At 31.5% G+C, this 17,648-nt stretch carries 24 protein-coding genes and 1 pseudogene; 12 read left to right on the forward strand and 13 right to left on the reverse strand.

The genetic code is table 11. The annotated features are described in order from the left end of the window. Together BD31_RS00940 and BD31_RS10525 are read left to right on the forward strand one after the other, a co-directional pair. Complete coding sequence (locus BD31_RS00940) at nucleotides 1-1,236, forward strand: glycosyl transferase (RefSeq protein WP_048097306.1); 1,236 nt, start codon at nucleotides 1-3, stop codon at nucleotides 1,234-1,236. A 44-nt stretch (nucleotides 1,237-1,280) separates the two neighbouring features. Next, nucleotides 1,281-2,114 (forward strand): hypothetical protein, encoded by an 834-nt coding sequence (locus BD31_RS10525; RefSeq protein ID WP_238536025.1) that lies wholly within the window; start codon nucleotides 1,281-1,283, stop codon nucleotides 2,112-2,114. Nucleotide 2,115: 1 nt separating this feature from the next. On the opposite strand, the gene BD31_RS00955 is transcribed toward BD31_RS10525, so the two are convergent. The 3 genes from BD31_RS00955 to BD31_RS10190 all read right to left on the reverse strand — a co-directional run bounded on the left by BD31_RS00955 (nucleotide 2,116) and on the right by BD31_RS10190 (nucleotide 4,211). Further along, on the reverse strand, nucleotides 2,116-2,916 hold the full coding sequence (locus BD31_RS00955) for an SDR family oxidoreductase (RefSeq protein WP_008297214.1): 801 nt from the start codon (nucleotides 2,914-2,916) through the stop codon (nucleotides 2,116-2,118). Between the two features lie 34 nt (nucleotides 2,917-2,950). Continuing rightward, complete coding sequence (locus BD31_RS00960) at nucleotides 2,951-3,967, reverse strand: lysylphosphatidylglycerol synthase transmembrane domain-containing protein (RefSeq protein ID WP_048097307.1); 1,017 nt, start codon at nucleotides 3,965-3,967, stop codon at nucleotides 2,951-2,953. A 91-nt stretch (nucleotides 3,968-4,058) separates the two neighbouring features. After that, entirely contained in the window at nucleotides 4,059-4,211 is a 153-nt protein-coding gene (locus BD31_RS10190; protein ID WP_008297084.1) for a hypothetical protein, read from the reverse strand. Nucleotides 4,212-4,346: 135 nt separating this feature from the next. Between BD31_RS10190 and BD31_RS00965 the strand changes: the two genes are divergently transcribed. The 3 genes from BD31_RS00965 to BD31_RS00975 are packed head-to-tail and all read left to right on the forward strand — an operon-like array spanning nucleotide 4,347 to nucleotide 6,716. Then, nucleotides 4,347-5,105 carry an ATP/GTP-binding protein gene (locus BD31_RS00965; protein WP_008297240.1) on the forward strand — a complete coding sequence of 253 codons (759 nt, stop codon included), beginning with the start codon at nucleotides 4,347-4,349 and terminating at the stop codon, nucleotides 5,103-5,105. Further along, entirely contained in the window at nucleotides 5,106-6,029 is a 924-nt protein-coding gene (locus BD31_RS00970) for a homoserine kinase (protein ID WP_008297207.1), read from the forward strand. It abuts the gene before it with no gap. Between the two features lie 12 nt (nucleotides 6,030-6,041). Then, complete coding sequence (locus BD31_RS00975; protein ID WP_008297152.1) at nucleotides 6,042-6,716, forward strand: 7-cyano-7-deazaguanine synthase; 675 nt, start codon at nucleotides 6,042-6,044, stop codon at nucleotides 6,714-6,716. Nucleotides 6,717-6,718: 2 nt separating this feature from the next. Here BD31_RS00975 and BD31_RS00980 read toward each other — a convergent pair whose 3' ends face one another. From BD31_RS00980 to BD31_RS01010, 7 genes are all read right to left on the reverse strand, one after another. Further along, nucleotides 6,719-6,970 (reverse strand): hypothetical protein, encoded by a 252-nt coding sequence (locus BD31_RS00980; RefSeq protein WP_008297052.1) that lies wholly within the window; start codon nucleotides 6,968-6,970, stop codon nucleotides 6,719-6,721. A gap of 43 nt (nucleotides 6,971-7,013) precedes the next feature. Next, nucleotides 7,014-7,571: a GTP cyclohydrolase I FolE gene (folE, locus tag BD31_RS00985; protein ID WP_008297237.1), complete on the reverse strand. Its 558-nt coding sequence runs from the start codon at nucleotides 7,569-7,571 to the stop codon at nucleotides 7,014-7,016. A gap of 64 nt (nucleotides 7,572-7,635) precedes the next feature. Next, a complete protein-coding gene (locus tag BD31_RS00990) occupies nucleotides 7,636-8,349 on the reverse strand; it encodes a 7-carboxy-7-deazaguanine synthase QueE (RefSeq protein WP_008297057.1) in 714 nt (237 codons plus the stop codon). 40 nt (nucleotides 8,350-8,389) lie between these two features. Next, complete coding sequence (locus BD31_RS00995; protein WP_008297078.1) at nucleotides 8,390-8,584, reverse strand: hypothetical protein; 195 nt, start codon at nucleotides 8,582-8,584, stop codon at nucleotides 8,390-8,392. 45 nt (nucleotides 8,585-8,629) lie between these two features. Further along, the gene (locus tag BD31_RS01000; RefSeq protein ID WP_008297225.1) at nucleotides 8,630-9,628 is read right to left on the reverse strand and encodes a hypothetical protein; all 999 of its coding nucleotides are present in this window, start codon (nucleotides 9,626-9,628) and stop codon (nucleotides 8,630-8,632) included. Continuing rightward, nucleotides 9,625-10,674, reverse strand: coding sequence for a helix-turn-helix transcriptional regulator (locus BD31_RS01005; RefSeq protein WP_008297197.1), 1,050 nt, complete (start codon nucleotides 10,672-10,674; stop codon nucleotides 9,625-9,627). The genes BD31_RS01000 and BD31_RS01005 overlap by 4 nt, the downstream gene beginning before the upstream one ends. A gap of 4 nt (nucleotides 10,675-10,678) precedes the next feature. Continuing rightward, nucleotides 10,679-10,966, reverse strand: a complete 288-nt coding sequence (locus tag BD31_RS01010; protein WP_016940139.1) for a winged helix-turn-helix domain-containing protein — start codon at nucleotides 10,964-10,966, stop codon at nucleotides 10,679-10,681. Nucleotides 10,967-11,281: 315 nt separating this feature from the next. Here BD31_RS01010 and BD31_RS01015 point away from each other — a divergent pair, with 315 nt between their 5' ends. Both BD31_RS01015 and BD31_RS01020 read left to right on the forward strand, forming a co-directional pair. Then, on the forward strand, nucleotides 11,282-11,962 hold the full coding sequence (locus BD31_RS01015) for a hypothetical protein (protein ID WP_008297173.1): 681 nt from the start codon (nucleotides 11,282-11,284) through the stop codon (nucleotides 11,960-11,962). A 96-nt stretch (nucleotides 11,963-12,058) separates the two neighbouring features. Further along, nucleotides 12,059-12,523, forward strand: a complete 465-nt coding sequence (locus BD31_RS01020; protein ID WP_008297051.1) for a hypothetical protein — start codon at nucleotides 12,059-12,061, stop codon at nucleotides 12,521-12,523. A gap of 12 nt (nucleotides 12,524-12,535) precedes the next feature. On the opposite strand, the gene BD31_RS01025 is transcribed toward BD31_RS01020, so the two are convergent. Beyond that, nucleotides 12,536-13,177 carry a Snf7 family protein gene (locus tag BD31_RS01025; protein ID WP_008297293.1) on the reverse strand — a complete coding sequence of 214 codons (642 nt, stop codon included), beginning with the start codon at nucleotides 13,175-13,177 and terminating at the stop codon, nucleotides 12,536-12,538. 233 nt (nucleotides 13,178-13,410) lie between these two features. Between BD31_RS01025 and BD31_RS01030 the strand changes: the two genes are divergently transcribed. From BD31_RS01030 to BD31_RS01050, 5 genes and pseudogenes are all read left to right on the forward strand, one after another. Then, nucleotides 13,411-13,965 (forward strand): hypothetical protein, encoded by a 555-nt coding sequence (locus tag BD31_RS01030; RefSeq protein WP_008297162.1) that lies wholly within the window; start codon nucleotides 13,411-13,413, stop codon nucleotides 13,963-13,965. A 52-nt stretch (nucleotides 13,966-14,017) separates the two neighbouring features. Beyond that, nucleotides 14,018-14,458 (forward strand): hypothetical protein, encoded by a 441-nt coding sequence (locus BD31_RS01035; protein ID WP_008297138.1) that lies wholly within the window; start codon nucleotides 14,018-14,020, stop codon nucleotides 14,456-14,458. A 256-nt stretch (nucleotides 14,459-14,714) separates the two neighbouring features. Continuing rightward, a pseudogene (locus tag BD31_RS01040) lies at nucleotides 14,715-15,457 on the forward strand (SDR family NAD(P)-dependent oxidoreductase). A 43-nt stretch (nucleotides 15,458-15,500) separates the two neighbouring features. Beyond that, a complete protein-coding gene (locus BD31_RS01045) occupies nucleotides 15,501-15,707 on the forward strand; it encodes a hypothetical protein (RefSeq protein ID WP_048097308.1) in 207 nt (68 codons plus the stop codon). Between the two features lie 10 nt (nucleotides 15,708-15,717). Then, nucleotides 15,718-16,533, forward strand: coding sequence for a 3'(2'),5'-bisphosphate nucleotidase CysQ family protein (locus BD31_RS01050; RefSeq protein WP_008297249.1), 816 nt, complete (start codon nucleotides 15,718-15,720; stop codon nucleotides 16,531-16,533). On the opposite strand, the gene cysC is transcribed toward BD31_RS01050, so the two are convergent. Continuing rightward, the gene (gene cysC, locus BD31_RS01055; protein ID WP_008297279.1) at nucleotides 16,525-17,040 is read right to left on the reverse strand and encodes an adenylyl-sulfate kinase; all 516 of its coding nucleotides are present in this window, start codon (nucleotides 17,038-17,040) and stop codon (nucleotides 16,525-16,527) included. The two genes, BD31_RS01050 and cysC, sit on opposite strands and share 9 nt — an antisense overlap. 37 nt (nucleotides 17,041-17,077) lie before the next feature. Further along, on the reverse strand, nucleotides 17,078-17,620 hold the full coding sequence (locus BD31_RS01060) for a hemerythrin domain-containing protein (RefSeq protein WP_008297082.1): 543 nt from the start codon (nucleotides 17,618-17,620) through the stop codon (nucleotides 17,078-17,080). Between the last annotated feature and the right edge of the window lie 28 nt (nucleotides 17,621-17,648).

Below are 17,648 nucleotides of genomic sequence, written 5' to 3' on the forward strand. Positions count from 1 at the left end.
GTGCTCAAAATAGGAGAATTCATCTATCCGTGGGGAAGCGGTCATTACTCACGAATGATGAGATTAAATGAAGTTTTAGGAGATCATATTAATGAAAAATTTGAGGTTCATTTTTCAAGCAAGGATCATGTATATGAAAAATTATTAAAAAAATTTCCAAATCAAAAAGAGAATATTCATGAAATTTTGATGCCAACTCCAATTGATGGTAAATTTGGTCCTAGTGTTTCAATGTCATTACTAAATTTGTTATTTCCTATTGCTAAAAATCCACCACTAGTAAAACAGATTGTAAACTATTTGAGGGAAGAAAGAAAACTATACAACAAAGAAAAATTTGATTTAGTAATTAATGATGGTGATATGGGATCAAATATTCTTGCAAAAAATCGTAACATTCCCAGTTTATTTGTAACAAATCAATTCAGACCAAAATTATACAATTCAAGATCATATCTTTATCCATCATTAATTTTTATTGCAAAACAAATTGCTAAAGCATCAAAAATTCTTGTTGCAGATTCTCCACCACCATATACAATGTGTGAATATAATTTAAATTTCACAGATGAAGTAAAAGAAAAGGTGACATATGTAGGTCACTTTACAAATAGCAAACAAATCAAAAAAGAAAAGATTTCAGATCTTGAAGAATTGATTCAAGATAATGAATTTGGATATTGGATGAGAACAGGAAATAAATCAACTAATGATGGTACTGGTCAAAGATATCAAGAAGTATTTTCTAAATATGAGATGAACAATGAGAGAAGAATTATTTCACATGCAAGAAATGATCCTAATATTGATACTGTCTTAGGAAAGGATGGTAAAAAATATTCGATACAAGAAGCTTTGGAGAAAAAGATTGAGTGGATACAAATTGACATTGGTTTTCTTTCCGAACAAGAAAAAGACACAGTTCTAAATTTATGTAAATATGCAGTTGTTAATGGTTCTCATACTGTAATGGGTGAAATAATGGGTGGAAAAGCAAAACCGATTATTGGAATTCCCATTTATGATGAACATACAAATAATATCAAATGGGCTGAAGAGAAAAATCTAGGCTTATTAGCGGTTAAATCAAATCAAGTTACTCTTGCCATTTCCAAAATTAAAGAAAATTATGAGGAATTTGAGGAAAAATTACACGAATTTTCAATGAATTTTATTCCTAACGGGGCAGAAAATTCAGCAAAAATTGTAGCTCAGACCTTGGAAGAAAAGAGATAATACATAATTTTTGAGATTTTTCTCATCTGGCACGCGGGATTTCGATGGGCGAACGGACCGCAAGGGATGATGAAAAAATCCGCGTGTCAGATAATATCGATCAGTTTAGAATGTGGGAACGCTTTTATGGAAAAAATTTAGCCAAAATATTAGTGCCTAACTGTCCAGAATGTACATCACGAGAGAAAAAGAAAATTGAAGCAAAGTACGAGGCAGACTTTGCAGAAGAGGAAAGAAGTAGAGATGCATTGTTCAAGTTATTTGATGAAATTGACATTCCAATGAAAATGGATGAAAAGAATAGAAGACATTTCATTTGTAAACGCTGTGGATTGTATGCAACAAGAGAAGAAATTTCAGATATTAAATTCAAGTTAAATCAAAGAGAAAGAACACGTGATGATAAGCATGATGACTATCTAGAATGGTGGTCAAAAAGTAAAAAGAAAAAGCAGAGAATTAGAGGTATTTACAGTATGGTAAAAAAGAAAGAAGACGATATTCCTGATTGGGTAACTGACGAAATCCAAAATGCAAAGTTCAACAAACCCGAAGAGATGGTAAAGACAGGATATATTTTGGAGATATACGAGAGTGATAACAAAATAGATACACAGCTATATGAGCCTGTGGAAGATGGACGACACATAGTAACAATGGATTTATCAAAAAAGATCAAGATCGGTGACTTGGAAAAAGGAGTTGTCTATGAATTTACTTTTGATCAGCATAAAGCTCCATTAAGCAAAAAAGTTTCAGAATTTCTAGAAAAAGAAAAAGAAATTGATATGAATGCAATTTATCAATTTGAATTAAAATCACTTGAATTGTTAGATGTAGGCTCTAGTGAATCTGCAGATGAAGATTTAGATGAGTAAATTATTTTTCTTTTGTAAAATCTAACTGTTTTTTAAAAGATTTTCCAATAATTGGATTAATGAGATATGGAAATGTATTTTTCATCCACACTGCACCTCTTACTACAGATGGAACTATAATTTCCAATCTCGATGAATTAGCTGCCTTCAAAATTGTTTTAGCAACTGTTTTAGAACTAAGTGATGTAGGAGAATATTTTGGCATTTTAGCAAAAGAATCATGATCAAAGAAGTTTGTTCTAACCATTATAGGACTGACAACTGTTATTCCCACGCCAGTATTTTTTAGCTCATGTTTGAGGCCCTCTGAAAATCCAAGCATTGCAAATTTTGATGCACAGTATGAGGCAATTCCAGGTAAACCAAAACTTGCTGCAACAGATGCAACATTAACTATATGTCCGGATTTTCTGGTTAACATTAATGGAAGAAAGTTTTTGATACAATAAACCATTCCAAAATAATTTGTTTCCATTTGTGATTCAATGTCATCTATAGACAAATCAGAAACAGAACCATATATTGCAAATCCAGCGTTATTTACCAATACATCAACATGACCAAATTTATCTAAAACTTTTTTTGACATTTCTTTTACTTGATCTTTTTTTGAAACATCACATTGACAAACAAGTGTAGATATCGGGAATTTTTTTAATTGGGTTGCAACTTGTTCAAGTTTATCTTCTCTTCTTGCAACCAAGACTATGTTTGAACCTTTTTTAGCAAATTCTATTGCTGTCTCTTTGCCAATTCCAGATGATGCACCAGTAATTAGAACTACTTTATTTTTAAAATCCACAAATTAAAAAAATTGTTTTAAGATAAAGTGGTTTCTATACATCTTCTGTATTTGATATTTTGCTCAAAGCCAATTTTACTAAAAGTAGCCAGGTAAATACAATTGGGACATAGTAGGTTGCAATTCTCCAGCCAATAACTGCATTCCAGCCAACTACACCCTCTGAAATTTCAAATGCAAAAGGATCCAAATTATTCAAATATGCAACAATTCCAAATTCTGCCAAGCCAGAACCTCCAATAGTAATTGGCAAGTTTCCAATTGCATTTGCACCCATTACTGCCATAATAGAATCAAATGCATTAATTACAAATCCTGTTCCCATTGCAATGATCATAAAAGAAATTCCATAAAATGACCAAGAAATAAGTGAAAACAAAAATGAAACTGTAAAGATTTTTTTGGATTCAGGAGTTTTTAGATTTTCTCTACTCATAATACATACTTCCTCCATCCATGTGTTTGTTTTATCAATAGCTTTAGTACCTTTTTCTTTTCCAAATCTTTTTACAAGATTCGCTAATACTTTTGGAACTTGGAATGTATGCTTCGAAGAAAGGAAGAACATTATCATCCATAAAGATGTGATAGTAATGCTGGTAGCTAGAATAACAGCTGCAACTACATATGCACCATTTAGTAGTGCAATAATTCCTGCCATTATAGATAACAAACCTGCAGCAAATACTTCAGTAACAATATCCATTATTGCAATCCATGCAGCCTTTGCAGGATTGATTCCTTTTTTATGTAAATAATATATTACAACAAATTCTGCTCCAACAAACATCGGAGTTGTAAATTTAATGAATTCACTACCTACTCTAACACCAGCTAATTTGAAGAATGAGTCAAAATTACCAAGATATTTTCTTGTAATGTATGCAAATTTGATTCCTTGAAGACCTAATTTTATCATCATTGCGACTACTGCGCCAGCAAATGGAAAAAATCCAATGGCTAAAACATCTTCAGGTTTAATATCAAATTGGATTGCAATGATGAAAATTGGAATTAGGGTAACAGGGATGGCTACTAGTCTCCAGTTCATTGATGATTTTTTTGGGGAATCAAATATGAAAGTTGAGTAAATTTCCAGTCATCAAAAATCTATGCCTGAAACTAGGCATCAGAAAATTGATTTAATTGATGTTTTTTTGTTGATTTTGCAGTTCTACCTTGATTTCATCAAATAATGATTCTAGCGTGTCAGAATCTGAAAAGTTTCCATCTTGCAGTAATTTTACAACCAAATTTTTGAGATTAGCTTCTTTTTCTAAAGTATTTTGAATCACAAATCAAATGCAATTCAATCCAATAAAGATCAAGCGGAATTTTATTTAGTTTTTGAATACCAATTTGGAATTTTAAGAGTATAGTATGATAATCAAGTAGTTTGAAATATAAGCAAATCAAGAAAATTAAACGGATTGAAATCAATTTTTATTTCTGGGACTGCAGGTTCAGGAAAAACATTACTCTCATCAAAACTACATGAATACTATACAAAGAATGGTGCATTTGCTGCTATCTTAAATTTAGATCCTGGCGTTGATAATTTACCATATACATGTGATGTAGATGTTAGAGACTATGTAGACTATGTATCAATAATGCAACAGTATGAACTTGGTCCAAATGGTGCTATGATCATGGCAAATGATTTGATTGCATCAAAAATTGATGAAATTCAAAATCAAATAGATAAGGTTAATCCAGATTATCTGATTGTTGATACCCCTGGTCAAATTGAATTATTTGCATATCGGTCAAGTGGACGTTTTGTTGTAGAAAATCTTTCAGCAGAAGAGAAAACAAGTATTTTTATTTTTGATGGTGCATTAATTACAACTCCAGTAAATTTTGTTTCAATTGCCCTTCTTGCAACGTCAATAAGATTACGTTTGAATTTGCCTGCAATTAATGTCCTGACAAAAACAGATCTTATTGGAGATAAGTTAAAAAATATTTTAGAGTGGTCGACAAATATGCGAGCACTAGAAAATGCTATTGCCAAAGAGGCTGATGGTGATACTTTTTCATTGACTACAAATATTTTACGAGGTCTAAATTTGGGTGGATTTGCACAAGGATTGATTCCGATATCTAATGTTACGGGAGATGGTTTTGTAAATCTTGAAGGTGCACTAAGCAGAATTCTTAATTTAGGTGAGGAAGTAGAAGATTAAATGGTATCAAAAATTACAGTCAAAGCACCATCATCTACTGCAAACTTAGGTCCAGGATTTGACGTGTTTGGATTAGCTATAGATGCATTTTATGATGTGGTTACTCTAACTAAAACAAAGAATGGAATTACAATAGTCACTAATGATGATATTCCTACAAATCCTGAAAATAATACAGCCGGATTGGTTGTAAAAAATATGAAAAAAAAATTTAGAATTAAAGATGGTGTTGAAATTAAAATTAAAAAGGGAGTTCCAGCTGGATTTGGAATGGGAAGTAGTGCTGCATCAGCAGCAGCTACTGCAGTTGCATTTGATAAATTATTTGGATTAAAACTTGATGGAAATTCTTTAGTTGAATTTGCAGGATCTGGGGAAAAAGCAAGTGCAGGATCTGTTCATTATGATAATGTAGCAGCTTCTGTATTAGGTGGTTTTGTTATTGTAAAAACAAATCCTTTAGATGTTATTCGAGTAGAGCCTCCAACCAATCTTCGAATGTGTATTGCTGTTCCAAAGCTTGATGTTCCAAAAAAGAAAACCAAAGTGTCAAGAGGCGTAATTCCTAAAAAGATCAATCTAACTGATAGTGTTTTGAACATATCAAATGCTGCAGGAATTGTTGCAGGTTTTATGAGAAAAGATCCAGATTTAATTGGAAATTCAATTAAAGACGTAATAGTAGAACCTGCAAGACAGCACATGATTCCAGGATTTCTTAAAGTAAAGGAAAATGCTCTAAAAGCAGGTGCATTAGGTGTCACAATAAGTGGAGCAGGGCCATCAGTAATAGCATTTTCAAAAAGTTCTGCTAATCTGAAAAAGATTAGTATAGCAATGTCAAAAGGATTTGCATCTGCAAATACAAAATGTCAGACAGTAATCTGTAAACCTAGCAAGGGAGCAGCAGATAAAAGAAAATAATTTGATATAATCATGAAAAAAGCAGTTATTGTTTTTAGTGGAGGAGTGGATTCTGTTTGTGCGGTTTCTTTTTTAAAATCAAAATATGATTTGTACGGAATTACATTTTCATATGGTCAAAAAGCTAATAAGGAGATTTTAGCTGCAAAATCCTTTGCAAAAAAACTTGGTCTAAAACAACATAAAATTATTGATATTGGATTTATGAAAGACTTGTATGGTGATTCTAATGTTTTAACAAGTGCAAAAAGAAAGATTCCTACAAAGTTTGAATATTCAATTGTGGTACCAATTAGAAATGCAGTGTTTTTGTCAATTGCATCAGCATGGGCTTTTACACTTGATGCATCATTAGTTGTATATGGTGCACATACTGGAGATAGTCATTATCCTGATTGTAGACCAGCATTCGCAAAAAAACTAGAATCAGCATTCAATCAAGGAGAGATTGATGGAATTAACTCAAAATTACGAAAAAATATTGAGATTTGGTCGCCTTACCGTCAGGGATTGTCAAAAAGTGATTTATTAAAATCGGGAGTCAAAGTTTTGGGGGATTCTATTTTTAAAACTTGGAGTTGTTATTCCAATAAAAAATATCACTGTGGAGTTTGTGAATCTTGTAATAATAGAAAAATTGCGTTTAGGAAAGCTGGAATTACAGATAAAACAAAATATCTAAAATAATTTTAGTAACTATTTCTTAGAATTTTCTTTTTTAGGAGAAAACCTCTAATTCCAATATACCAAGCTAAGAAGATCAGTCCAACAATTCCCATGAACACATAGTTTTGTATTTCTGGAGAAAGCCCTTCAATAGAATCAGTGATTTTACTTGATGTAATCATAGATATTGCTAATACAATGATACATTCAATTGCATACCATGTCCAGCTAGGCCATGACTCTTTTGGAATGTGAATGTTAGAATGTGCTCCCATGTTTATGAACAAAAATAATGATTATTTAATTTTTGAGGATTGATTAAAAATAGGAATCCGTCGTATTTTTTCTAATTTGTGTCATTATGGCTGCTTTTTCTTCCTTATTTTCATAAATACCTCTAAATGCTGAAGAGGAAAGCATTGCATCGTTTTTGACACCACGCATTTTCATACAAAGGTGCTCAGCATCGACTAAAACTACGACGCCATTTACTCCTTGAGCATTTAACTCATCAGCAATATTCTTAGTTAGGCGCTCTTGAATTTGAAGTCTCTTTGAATATTTCTCAACTAGTCTAACAAGTTTTGATATACCAAAAACTCTACCGTTTGGAGAGTAAGCAATGTGGATTTTTCCATAAAATGGTAACATGTGGTGTTCACACATTGAATAAAATTGAATATTACGTGCAATTACAACATCAGAGTCTTCTGAAAACTGTACAGAAAGCTCAGAATCAGAATCGTATCCCCCAAAGATTTCTTTGTACATATTTGCAATTCTTTCAGGAGTTTCTCTTAATCCCTCACGGGTAGGATCCTCACCTAATTCAATGATTAACTCTCTAACAAGTTTTTTTACGCGTTCTTCATCCATGTAATATTTTCAGACAATTTTTCTAGTATTTGAACCTAATCAGATTTTTAGGCAGGTGCTAATTTTATGGTGCACCAATTAGTTTGTGTAGCTGAGGAACTACCTTAACATCTATGTAATATGGGAAAACTAAATCATATAAATTCAATAAAAGATCTAATGATGGTTCTGATATACCATATGTGGGTTGAATAATAAATCCATCAATATCATCTTTAGTGATAATTTTAAAAATTTCCTTTATCAGTTCTTTGAATTCATTTAAATCAGTTTTTGAGCTAACTACAATTTTGATATAAGTTGTTTTCTTTGCTTTGACTGATGATTCAAGGCATTTCATTGTATGGCCAATTAATTTATCATAATGTTTTGAATCTACAAAATCAGAATCTTTTGTTTTAAATTCTATTTTAACAATATCAATAAATGGTAAAACATGATTAAATCTATCAATATCAAAGCATGATGATTCAAGATATGTTGGGATTTTTTTGTCTTGAATGTGTTTTGCAAGTAATGCAACTGCTTCATGTTGAATCAGCGGATCACCACCAGTAAAATTTACTTTGTAGGTTTGATTTTTTAAATTAGAATCAATCAGATTGTTTGCATCTTCAATTGTATATTCTGTACCAGAATCAAGCGGAAGTGATTCCTTTGTATCGCAATAGAAACAAGAAAAAGGACATCCTGCAAGTCGCACAAAAAGAGTCTTTGTGCCATAAAGAATCCCTTCACCTTCAACTGATGTAAATATTTCAAATAATCTTACTTTCAAGTAATAATAGTAATTTTTTTCATTATTTATTCAATGACTTTTAATGCATCACAGGTTCTTTGGTATAAAATAATCCAGAGACGACAAATATCACTCCCAATATACCAATAGTACTGCCAATAAGTTCAACTTGATTTTGAAAATATACTTCCGTTGGAGCCCATAACCAAGCCATTAAAGCACCAACAATTATCATTGGTATGCCTACACCAACAATTATCGCTTTTGATGCCATGCTCAATTCTGTTTAGAAAATGTATATGAAGTTTATGATAATCTGTCAAAGAGAATTTCTAATTTCTTCTAATTGTTTTGCCAAATCCCTTAGAAGATCATTTGCAATTTCAAATTCTCCATTGTACAAATGGCGCTTTATGATTTGAATTGTACTTCTAGTATCTTTCAAATCATCTAGATTTACTCCATCTAATTGAGATAGTCTAGATATGGTTTTTTCAAGTTGTAAAACTCTAGATTCTAGTCTATCATTTTTCGTTAGTTCAAACTGATCCTTAATAGAGATAATTTTTCTGATTTGTTCAATAATTTCATTTTTGTCATCTGCTAAGGATAGATTTTCTTTGGCAGATTCAAGTTGTGCTATTATTTCATCTGCAACACCCTGTTTCTTGGCGTTTTCGATTAATCTATCAAGCTGTTCTAAATATTGTTGAGCATATTCTTTAGCACGTTGAGACTCTTGTTTTGATGCTTCCTCACGAAGCTCCTTGTTCAGATCCACAATTTTTTCTTTGATTTTAGTGAGTGTTTCTAATGCTAGTGCAAATTGATGTTCACTGATCTCTTGTCTTGCTTTATTAAATAATTCATCAAGTTCAGAGAAATCAATCGAAGCATTGTATTTCTTAGCGATTGTTTTTAAGCTGATAACATATACTTGTAATCTTTGAAGATCACTTGATGGATCTCTTGCATCACTTTTCATAGTTGTTTCTGTTTGAGAAGTATTTGATGGTGTTGATTGTTTAGAGATTTCTGTAAAAATCTTCATTGCCGAAAGAAAATACTCTTTTGCAGAATCAAGATCATCATTTGCAAGTGCCTTTTCTAGAGCATTAACTTTTTGAGTACCTTCTTCAAATAATTTTTTCACTTTATCTGGAGAATCATCAGAGATTTGGTTACGAATTTGTTCTTGCGCGCGTTTTGCAATCTTGAGAATAGCAGGAACATCTTGAGCGGAGACATTACTTATCATGCCTCCAAAAACCATACTTACAACTAAAATTAGTAAGGCAAAAGTTGCTAGAGTCTTCATTCTTCTTCCTCCACATCTTTCCTTAATCGAACTAGATTTTGCAAGTCTTTTTTAGAAGTTTCAATTACTCCTAATCTTTCTAGTCGTTTTACTGCTCTCCACATTGTAGTTCTAGGTTGCAAGAATTTTTTTCTAAGATCACTTTCTAAGACTTCTCCTCCATTTTCAGAAATAAATTTTATAATTTCTTTATCATCGTCTCGCATGTCAGGTCTTAAATTAAAAATAGTTTCAATATCATTGGATACAGTATTTTTTTTAGGTTCAAAAATATTTTCAGTTTGTATTGCTGGTAAAGGTTTTGTTTGTTTTCGTTTAATCATTATAATCACCACTACAACAGCTACTGCAATAGGAACTCCAATCAATGCAAATATGGAAAAATCGATAGATGATTGTCCTGGGTTGGTAGTAGGTGGGTTGGTAGTAGGTGGGTTGGTAGTAGGTGGGTTGGTAGAATCTAAAATATAATGGATTTCTGAATAACCTATGCCTAGTTCTAGTTTGGTTTGCTCATTAATTATATCCATATTTGATGGAAGTGCATTCATTCCAACAATAATAGAATTTGTTGGCATCAATAATGAATAATCAGTTGGAGAATCGAGAGAGAAAGTCCAAACTCTTCCCTCTTTTGAAATTAAGTCATGAATATCGTAATCAATTGTTATAAAAGAAGAACCAAAAGTATCAACAGTTGCTTTGTTACCAATTATTTCACTAGACAATAAAAAGCCATTTTCACCAACTGCCACAAAGTTATCAATAGATGGACCAAATAGATCTACTTCAAAGTCAGGATCTAATGGATCTACATCTAACTTAGATGAGATATGTGTAGAACCATCTGAATAAAGAGTAAGATCAAGAGTTCGAGTAGAGCTGAATGAGGTCTGAATGGGCATCGTAAATGCAACAACAATTAAGCTTGCAATTAGCAATGGAGTCTTAATCATTATTTCGAGGATACCCTCAGTCCTTACAAAAAGCATTCCATCTTCTCGAAGAATCTCTTTCCTATGAATTGGTACGATTTCTGGGTTCATTGGCTCAATACCTTAGATTCATGCTTTCTACGAGTCCCTGAAATCTCTTAAATTCCTGGAAAAACTGAAGTCCTTTTTCAGTAATCAAAAAGACTCTATTCCTGTCATTTTTGACGGATTCGACTAAGCCTGCTTCTACCAGTTTCTCACATTTGTCTAGTACTGCGTAGTGAGATAGGTTGGCTTTGCGAGAGATTGCAGATACAATGACTCCACCACGACCGCCATCAGCGGTAACGTCTAAGATATCACCCATTATGCCCATTTCGGACCTGTATTGTTGTTTTGACATGCTATAGTATAGAACTACTTAGTTAATGAGGAACATTTTGAAACCTCAAAGCGGAACACAAAGCGGAACGGCCATTCCAGCTAAAAAAATAATCAATTTTTTAGAAAATTGGTGCGCGGAAGAAAACTCAAACAAAATTCATGCCTAAAAAACCAATAGAAAAAACAAGATTTTATGGAGAAATTCTATTTTTAGAGATTTTTTCAAAAATAGATGAATTTTTGGGTAAATTAAGTAATTTTCAAGAAATTTTGCTTATAAAGAACAGGATGTTTCCTTGCCGTTCCTAATTTATTATTTATACAAACTAATGATATGATAAAATTTCAAAAGCGAACTATTCTTGGGATTATTATTTTATTCATATTAGGTGCTTCACCGTTATCTGTAACATACTCATTTGGGGAAGATTATCAAGTAGAAAATGCAAAAGATATTCAAAATCCTGAAAAAACCCTCAAAAAAGGGAGACTTTCAGTAATTCTTACTGAAAAAATAGTCAATGGAAGGCTGGAAGTCCAACATTATACTGTGCCAGAAGAGATAACAGAAGACGACAAACAGAGAATGCCATCATTTGAAGGGGAAACCTCAGGCTGGGCATACGTAAATTATAATGCATATCATGCAGGAATAACTCTCTTTGATGGAAAAGCAACAAAGGTAGGAGAAAATACGTGGCAAAGCTCTACAAATGATATGCTAAAGATTGAAAATGATGAATTTGAGCCAAAAATTAGTGAGAAAAATGACAATTCTGATCAAGTAATGAATGGTTCAGCCTTAGAAGAGATACTTAGCTATAAAGTAATATTTTCTGGAAAATTTACAGAGACGGAATATGAGAATGTATTGATTAATTCATTTATTAAATCTGGATTAAATTCTGAGACAAGTCAAAATATCAAACTCTTGCAAATAGGAGAAATGACCAATAATTCAGAAAAATTAATTGTCTCCTACCAAGATTTTAGAAATTCGATATTGATAAGTTAGTATCATTTTTTCTTGAATTGAATAAAAATCATTCACAAGGTCAGCTTTGAGATTCATAATAACTTTTTATTCCCTTTTTAAAAAGAAAATCATAAAATGTTTGACAAATTCAAAAATGAGGGTGGAGAAATGGTAGAAGAAAAATCTCAAGAAAGTGAAAATATTGATTCTAGTTTTACAGATGAGTCATCAAGTGAAATCGGTATAAGTGAATTAATGGGAAAACGTGCAAAATTAGAAGAAGCAATTGATTATGTCGGTTTGATGATAAAGAATCTCAAAGATAAAAGAACTCTGCTTGAAAAAGATATTGAAGAAGAATCAGTTGATATTAAAAATCTCAAAGAAAAATTACAAAAAGTTAGTGAATACATAGATGAAGAAAATAGAGGAATAAAGGAACTTACAAGAAAGAGACAGCAGGTAGAAAATGAAGCTGATGAGGTAGGTTCAATCATCAATACTTTACGAGATAAACTTGTAGGAGTTGATAAAGTAATTGATGACGAAGGAAATAGAGTCAAGAAAATCAAAGAATCCAGAGATTCTATTGATGGTTAAAAGATTCTGAGGTTATAGAAATCTAGTACTAGTTGCTTGATGACTATTTGTAGGAACTGATGGGAACATCTGACCTGCCGAACTTTCTGCTACAGCAGCAGCTTCCTTTAGTATACTTTCAGATTCTGAATTAGTACTAGGATCTAGTCCAAATGCTGAATCCCCAGAGAAACTTTCAGTCATAAAGCCTCCAAGCATTTCTGCCATTTGTCCAATTTCTTGTTCAGCTCCTGGCATTATTTTTCCAAGAGATGATTTTAGATTCTTCATCAAACCCATTGTAGGCATAATTGCTACAACCGTGTCTCCAAGATCACTACATGTAGTTAATCGTAATTCAATTTGTTCTAATGCTATTCTAGCATTACTCAAAATTTTTGTAACTTTTCTTACTTCAGCTAATTCATTTCCAAGAACTTTAGAGGTTTGAATATCATGTTTTTGTGTAGCATCAACAATTCTTTGGAAGAGTTTAGCATCACGCTCTTGTAAGTTTGTAAGCATTGAATCTAGTTTTTTAATTTGTAATTGTAATTTTTTAATTCCTTCTTGAACCCTTGGTTTTAAAGCTCCTTTTGGTTTGATTGTGTCATTAATTTTTTCAGTAATGGTAGGCTTTGGTTGCTTGGACCAGTTTTCAGATAGATTTGGCAATGTGTAGGATTTTAGAATAGATACTTAATTTCGGGTGTGAAAAATGGTTAACAGTACATGAAATTTAACTAACAAAAATTAACCTTTGGAGTTAGGCTCATATCAAAGAAAAATTTTCCAATATAGAATTTGTAACATTATTTAATCATAATTCTGCATATAACAGACATTTTTGTTATTCTAGTGATAATACAATTCAAAAAATCTATTTAGTGATTTTTGGGCATTAATTTATGAATGAAATTTTTGGCTTTGATTTACCTGATAAATCTAAAGAACTCACTGATAAAGAATATGTTGATCTGGTAAATAGAATTAGGGGTAATTTCTTGAGTTATGTTTCAGTTTTAGATACAACATTAACAATGATAATATCAGATTTATTTTTACGAGATAAAAATGATTTTTCGCTATGGGTAAAAACAGTATTTGATGAAGATAGAACTGCATCATTTGGTACTAAGATAGTTTGGTTAGCAAGAATAATGAAAAATCATTCAGTTTTTAAAAATGAAATCAATGAATCTGATAGAATAAAAATTCAACAAAAACTAAACGAGATTAGAGAAATAAGAAATGATTTTGCACATAATTTTGCTCATAATAAAAAAATCAATAAAGAGAATGTAAAAAATAGAATTATTCAATTGTATGATTTTGAAGATGGAATAACTACATCAAAAAATTTTAGAATGGATGAAATAATGAGTTTGATTAATAATCCTTGGATTGTAACAGAGTTAGAAAAAATACAGATATTGACAAAAAAGATCAGAGAGAAACAATAGTTTTAGATTAAAATAGAATTTATTTTTATAATGGAATCAACAACTTGTTTTAATGAATAAAAAAATTATTCTAATTCCCATATTTGTTGTAATTATAGTTTTGATACTAAATTTTTCATTAGAACCTATTGATGAGAAAAATGTAACGGTATTTCATATTACACTTGCAGATCCTAATCTATACTCAAATGGAGTTTTTACAGATTCGTTTGTTATTGATAAGGGAGAATATTTGTTTAGGTTTGTACCCAATGGTAGCAGTCCAGATATTTTATCAATAAAACTATCTGGTGAAAAATTTAATTTTTCTCAAGATTTTAATCTCAAAGGAATTCCTCACCAGAGTGGTATTTCAGAATATTTTACATGGGAGTATGAGGGAGAAAAAACTATCATTATTTCTGAGATACAAGAAGTATCAATTACTATCAATCCAAATGGAAAAGTAATGGGTTCTGTGTCTGTAGATATTTTAGAAAACAAGGAGGCGTAAACCCCTTCACTGCAGAACAATGAGAGATTTCCTCTCTTTTTCAGTTCGTTAAACGACTGATTGCCTTTTTAGTTCTGCGGGGCTACGCATTTTTAGTCGATAAGAATTGTATCCTTCGACATTAATTATAATATGAACTTTAACTATTTAAGATTTAACATTAAATTTTATAATTATATATTAGATTTTATGTAAAATTTTATGCCTATTAATTATCTAATGGATCTATAAATTACGAATTTCAATCAGAAAGCTATTGAAACTATCAGGAAAAGTTGCACTAGTTACTGGTGGAAGTCGTGGAATTGGATTTGCCACTGCTAAGATTTTGTCAGAAAATGGAGCCATTGTAATTATCACATCAAAAAATCAAGAAAGATTAGAAAAATCTACGTTAGAAATTCCAAATACAATTGGAATTGCAGCCGACATTAGAAATACAAATGATGTGAAAAATGTTATGAAAGAAATAATTGAAAAATTTGGTAAATTAGATATTCTAGTAAATAATGCTGGAATTTTTCCAAAAATAAAAAATTACATGAAATTAATGAAGATGAATGGAATGAAGTTTTAGATGTAAATCTTACAGGACAGTTTAGATTTACTAAGGAGGCAATCCCTTATTTACAAAAAACATCTGGTTCAATAATCAATATTTCATCAGATGCAGGATTAAAGGCATATCAAGGATTTAATGCTGATGCATATTCTGCTTCAAAAGCTGCATTGATTTTACTAACAAAATGCTGGGCATTAGAATATGCCAAAGATAAGATCAGGGTTAACTGTATTTGTCCAGGAGTAGTAGATACGGATATGACAGAACCATTTTTGAAAACTCAAAAAGATAAAGAATTCATGGATAATGAACATCCAATAGGAAGAATTGGTCAACCACAAGAAATAGGAAAAGCTGTACTATATTTTGCATCAGATGATGCAGCTTGGACTACAGGTGCAGTACTTGCAGTAGATGGGGGAGAATCAATAAAATGAATTCACATGGATTTAATATAACTACGGAGTACAAAAAAATATGATGAAAGATAGAAAAGCAAAAGCAAAATTGATAATATTATTAGGAATTATTTGGGTATTAGTCACATTACCATTACCATGGATAGTAAATAATCCAGAGGTTTCACAATCACAATTTAATACTATATTGGGTATCATAGGAGTTATGTCAATTCCATTTATTGCTCTAGGTGTTGTGTGGACATTAAAACCAGAACTGACAACTTAGGTAATTTTAATTGAAAGATATACCAATTTCTAATAAAATTCCTGAATTAGATCTTGCTATCCAAGCTGCAAATGAGGCTGGAAATGCAATTTTAGAAATTTATTTGGAAGATTATAAAACATCTACAAAAAATGACGATTCTCCAATTACAGATGCAGACATAAAGAGTAATGATGTAATCAAAGCAATTCTCTCACAAACTGAACATATGATTTTGTCTGAAGAGGATAAAGATGATCTAAGTCGGTTATCAAAAGATACGATTTGGATTGTGGATCCGCTTGATGGAACTTCTGATTTTATTGATAAAACAGGAGAATTTACAGTTATGATTGCATTAATTAAAAACAAAAAACCAATTCTTGGAGTAATTGCTTGGCCCACAGAAAATACAATGTTTGTTGCACAAAAAGGCAGTGGATCATTTAGATATTCCAATGATGAATGGAAAAAAATATCTGTAACTAAAGTATCGGAACTGGAAAAATGTAGAACTATTGGATCAAGACATCACTTGTCAGATAAAGAAAAAGCATTTATCAAAAAATTAGGAATTAAAGAATTTACAAGTGTGGGTAGCTCATTAAAAGTTGGAAAGATTAGTTCTGGGGAAGCTGAAGCATACATTACCACCACAAATAAAATGAAAGAATGGGATTCAGCAGCATCTTATTCTATAATTTCAGAAGCTGGAGGAAAAATGACAGATATGTTGGGCAATGATATCACATATAATAACAAAGAGGTACATCACCTAAATGGAATTTTAGTAACAAATGGATTAATTCACGATAAAATAGTTGAAGAATTTAAAAAATTAGAGTAGGTTTCTTCCTTTAAGGAAGTCCTTTACTTTTTGTGCACAATTTGCAAGAGATTCATGTTCAGTGTCAATTATTAGATCAGCCTTTTCAGGAGCTTCGTAGGGATCATCAATTCCAGTAAATCCTTTGATTTCTCCCTTTCTTGCCTTGGCATACATGCCTTTGACATCTCTTTCTTCACACTTTTCAAGTGAACATTTTACATAACATTCTGCAAATTGTTCACCTGCGTTGATAATTTCTCTTGCATTTTCTCTATTCTCAATGTATGGAGAAACAAGAGATACTGCACTTGGAACGCCATGCTTTAACAAAAGCTTAGCCAAATGAGCTACTTTTTTGTTGTGCTCATCACGTCCTGCTTTTGAAAAGTCTTTTGGTGAGAACCATTCTCTTAATTCATCACCATCAAGCATTGCCAAGTTTGGAATATCTTTTTGCAAATCTTTTACAATGGTAGTCTTTCCTGAACAAGGAAGACCAGTCATCCAAAGAATGAAAGGTTTCATGAACAAAAATATCTGAATAACCCATAAAGAGCTTACGTTAATTTCTTGCCCAAGATTGATTTTCTAAATAATCAATTTCTGCAATCAGTTCTTCGACTTTTTTGACTATGGCAAAAACTGATCTATATTGTTCATACATTTCAATCTCTTCTTCTTTTGACAAGACATTTGCTTCTGCATCATCAAAAAATTTGTTTTCTTTGTTAAGATGATCATTTAGGAAAATAGCATATGTTCTCAAATATCTTGATACAGGTTCTTGTGCATCTTCTCCATTTTTCCATCTTTTTAGATGATGGGATATTTGTCGAGCGATATTCCTTCCAAATTCATGCTCTATCATAAATTTTCGAATTTCTTCTTTTAGTGTATCATAACTTGCGACACATGGAAAGTAAGAATCTTCTTCTCTTGAGTGATGAATAGAGTCAACAAATTCTGAAATAACTATAGTAATTTTTGTTAGGTCCGAAAATGGAATTTTTGTTCCTTTGTATAATTCATCAGCACATTTTGAAACTATTTTTTCTAGTCGACGAACTTGATCATGATCTGCACGAAGTTGATTTGTAGCACTCATAATACACTTGTTCAGCATATGTTATTTA

It is taken from the genome of Candidatus Nitrosopumilus salarius BD31 (genome assembly GCF_000242875.2).
In the GTDB taxonomy this organism is placed as follows: Archaea; Thermoproteota; Nitrososphaeria; order Nitrososphaerales; family Nitrosopumilaceae; genus Nitrosopumilus; species Nitrosopumilus salarius.

What these genes read in the sequence shown, in the direction of transcription:
- BD31_RS10525 (WP_238536025.1), top strand. Translation starts at nt 1,281, where the DNA reads ATGGGCGAACGGACCGCAAGGGATGATGAAAAAATCCGCGTGTCAGAT.
- BD31_RS00960 (WP_048097307.1), bottom strand. Translation starts at nt 3,967, where the DNA reads ATGAACTGGAGACTAGTAGCCATCCCTGTTACCCTAATTCCAATTTTC.
- BD31_RS00970 (WP_008297207.1), top strand. Translation starts at nt 5,106, where the DNA reads ATGGTATCAAAAATTACAGTCAAAGCACCATCATCTACTGCAAACTTA.
- BD31_RS00975 (WP_008297152.1), top strand. Translation starts at nt 6,042, where the DNA reads ATGAAAAAAGCAGTTATTGTTTTTAGTGGAGGAGTGGATTCTGTTTGT.
- BD31_RS00980 (WP_008297052.1), bottom strand. Translation starts at nt 6,970, where the DNA reads ATGGGAGCACATTCTAACATTCACATTCCAAAAGAGTCATGGCCTAGC.
- folE (WP_008297237.1), bottom strand. Translation starts at nt 7,571, where the DNA reads ATGGATGAAGAACGCGTAAAAAAACTTGTTAGAGAGTTAATCATTGAA.
- BD31_RS00995 (WP_008297078.1), bottom strand. Translation starts at nt 8,584, where the DNA reads ATGGCATCAAAAGCGATAATTGTTGGTGTAGGCATACCAATGATAATT.
- BD31_RS01000 (WP_008297225.1), bottom strand. Translation starts at nt 9,628, where the DNA reads ATGAAGACTCTAGCAACTTTTGCCTTACTAATTTTAGTTGTAAGTATG.
- BD31_RS01005 (WP_008297197.1), bottom strand. Translation starts at nt 10,674, where the DNA reads ATGAACCCAGAAATCGTACCAATTCATAGGAAAGAGATTCTTCGAGAA.
- BD31_RS01010 (WP_016940139.1), bottom strand. Translation starts at nt 10,966, where the DNA reads ATGTCAAAACAACAATACAGGTCCGAAATGGGCATAATGGGTGATATC.
- BD31_RS01015 (WP_008297173.1), top strand. Translation starts at nt 11,282, where the DNA reads ATGATAAAATTTCAAAAGCGAACTATTCTTGGGATTATTATTTTATTC.
- BD31_RS01020 (WP_008297051.1), top strand. Translation starts at nt 12,059, where the DNA reads ATGTTTGACAAATTCAAAAATGAGGGTGGAGAAATGGTAGAAGAAAAA.
- BD31_RS01030 (WP_008297162.1), top strand. Translation starts at nt 13,411, where the DNA reads ATGAATGAAATTTTTGGCTTTGATTTACCTGATAAATCTAAAGAACTC.
- BD31_RS01035 (WP_008297138.1), top strand. Translation starts at nt 14,018, where the DNA reads ATGAATAAAAAAATTATTCTAATTCCCATATTTGTTGTAATTATAGTT.
- BD31_RS01045 (WP_048097308.1), top strand. Translation starts at nt 15,501, where the DNA reads ATGAAAGATAGAAAAGCAAAAGCAAAATTGATAATATTATTAGGAATT.
- cysC (WP_008297279.1), bottom strand. Translation starts at nt 17,040, where the DNA reads ATGAAACCTTTCATTCTTTGGATGACTGGTCTTCCTTGTTCAGGAAAG.
- BD31_RS01060 (WP_008297082.1), bottom strand. Translation starts at nt 17,620, where the DNA reads ATGAGTGCTACAAATCAACTTCGTGCAGATCATGATCAAGTTCGTCGA.